This window comes from Streptomyces sp. NPDC058620 (assembly GCF_042717135.1).
Taxonomy (GTDB): Bacteria; Actinomycetota; Actinomycetes; order Streptomycetales; family Streptomycetaceae; genus Streptomyces.
Genome location: NZ_JBHXQO010000118.1, coordinates 1 through 2,565 on the forward strand (window position 1 = coordinate 1; position 2,565 = coordinate 2,565).

The window sequence follows — 2,565 nt, forward strand, 5'->3', positions numbered from 1 at the left end:
TGGTGCGGGTAGGCAACACTAGCGAGGACGCTGTGAACGACCGGTCATATTCCGACTCGGTCGTTCCGCTCTCGTGGTGTCGTCCCGATTACGGGAAAACATTCACGGAGAGTTTGATCCTGGCTCAGGACGAACGCTGGCGGCGTGCTTAACACATGCAAGTCGAACGATGAAGCCCTTCGGGGTGGATTAGTGGCGAACGGGTGAGTAACACGTGGGCAATCTGCCCTTCACTCTGGGACAAGCCCTGGAAACGGGGTCTAATACCGGATAACACTCTGTCCCGCATGGGACGGGGTTAAAAGCTCCGGCGGTGAAGGATGAGCCCGCGGCCTATCAGCTTGTTGGTGGGGTAATGGCCTACCAAGGCGACGACGGGTAGCCGGCCTGAGAGGGCGACCGGCCACACTGGGACTGAGACACGGCCCAGACTCCTACGGGAGGCAGCAGTGGGGAATATTGCACAATGGGCGAAAGCCTGATGCAGCGACGCCGCGTGAGGGATGACGGCCTTCGGGTTGTAAACCTCTTTCAGCAGGGAAGAAGCGAAAGTGACGGTACCTGCAGAAGAAGCGCCGGCTAACTACGTGCCAGCAGCCGCGGTAATACGTAGGGCGCAAGCGTTGTCCGGAATTATTGGGCGTAAAGAGCTCGTAGGCGGCTTGTCACGTCGGATGTGAAAGCCCGGGGCTTAACCCCGGGTCTGCATTCGATACGGGCTAGCTAGAGTGTGGTAGGGGAGATCGGAATTCCTGGTGTAGCGGTGAAATGCGCAGATATCAGGAGGAACACCGGTGGCGAAGGCGGATCTCTGGGCCATTACTGACGCTGAGGAGCGAAAGCGTGGGGAGCGAACAGGATTAGATACCCTGGTAGTCCACGCCGTAAACGTTGGGAACTAGGTGTTGGCGACATTCCACGTCGTCGGTGCCGCAGCTAACGCATTAAGTTCCCCGCCTGGGGAGTACGGCCGCAAGGCTAAAACTCAAAGGAATTGACGGGGGCCCGCACAAGCAGCGGAGCATGTGGCTTAATTCGACGCAACGCGAAGAACCTTACCAAGGCTTGACATATACCGGAAAGCATCAGAGATGGTGCCCCCCTTGTGGTCGGTATACAGGTGGTGCATGGCTGTCGTCAGCTCGTGTCGTGAGATGTTGGGTTAAGTCCCGCAACGAGCGCAACCCTTGTTCTGTGTTGCCAGCATGCCCTTCGGGGTGATGGGGACTCACAGGAGACTGCCGGGGTCAACTCGGAGGAAGGTGGGGACGACGTCAAGTCATCATGCCCCTTATGTCTTGGGCTGCACACGTGCTACAATGGCCGGTACAATGAGCTGCGATGCCGCGAGGCGGAGCGAATCTCAAAAAGCCGGTCTCAGTTCGGATTGGGGTCTGCAACTCGACCCCATGAAGTCGGAGTTGCTAGTAATCGCAGATCAGCATTGCTGCGGTGAATACGTTCCCGGGCCTTGTACACACCGCCCGTCACGTCACGAAAGTCGGTAACACCCGAAGCCGGTGGCCCAACCCCTTGTGGGAGGGAGCTGTCGAAGGTGGGACTGGCGATTGGGACGAAGTCGTAACAAGGTAGCCGTACCGGAAGGTGCGGCTGGATCACCTCCTTTCTAAGGAGCATCTAGGTTCTCTTCGGGGAATCCAGAGACCATTTCGTCGGCAAATGTTCGACGGTGGTTGCTCAAGGGTGGAACGTTGACTATTCGGCACGACAGGTTGGTTTTCTCGAGTACTGCTTCGGCGTGGAAAGAGGGAATCGGTCGGTCGGGTCGGGCACGCTGTTGGGTATCTGAAGGTACGGGCTTTTTTGTCTGGATCTTCGGTTGCCGGCCCCAGTGAACTCGCCTGTAAGGGTGGGGTGATGGGTGGCTGGTCGTTGTTTGAGAACTGCACAGTGGACGCGAGCATCTGTGGCCAAGTTTTTAAGGGCGCACGGTGGATGCCTTGGCACCAGGAACCGATGAAGGACGTGGGAGGCCACGATAGTCCCCGGGGAGCTGTCAACCAAGCTTTGATCCGGGGGTTTCCGAATGGGGAAACCCGGCAGTCGTCATGGGCTGTCACCCACTGCTGAACACATAGGCAGTGTGGAGGGAACGCGGGGAAGTGAAACATCTCAGTACCCGCAGGAAGAGAAAACAACCGTGATTCCGGGAGTAGTGGCGAGCGAAACTGGATGAGGCCAAACCGTATGCGTGTGATACCCGGCAGGGGTTGCGCATGCGGGGTTGTGGGATCTCTTTTTCATGGTCTGCCGACTGTGAGACGAGTCAGAAACCGTTGGTGTAGGCGAAGGACATGCGAAAGGTCCGGCGTAGAGGGTAAGACCCCCGTAGCTGAAACATCAACGGCTCGTTTAAGAGACACCCAAGTAGCACGGGGCCCGAGAAATCCCGTGTGAATCTGGCGGGACCACCCGCTAAGCCTAAATATTCCCTGGTGACCGATAGCGGATAGTACCGTGAGGGAATGGTGAAAAGTACCGCGGGAGCGGAGTGAAATAGTACCTGAAACCGTGTGCCTACAAGCCGTGGGAGCGTCGCTGTTG

Annotated in this window: 2 rRNA genes (1 of these 2 only partly in view); both read left to right on the plus strand. The window is 57.7% G+C overall.

Features of this window, described 5'->3' with window-relative positions:
- Positions 1 to 101 precede the first annotated feature (101 nt).
- Positions 102 to 1,627: ribosomal RNA gene (locus ACFWSK_RS37285) — 16S ribosomal RNA — on the plus strand.
- 302 nt (positions 1,628 to 1,929) lie between these two features.
- Positions 1,930 to 2,565: ribosomal RNA gene (locus tag ACFWSK_RS37290) — 23S ribosomal RNA — on the plus strand; it runs 2,576 nt beyond the window's last position.
- The 16S and 23S rRNA genes sit together here, the layout of an rRNA operon.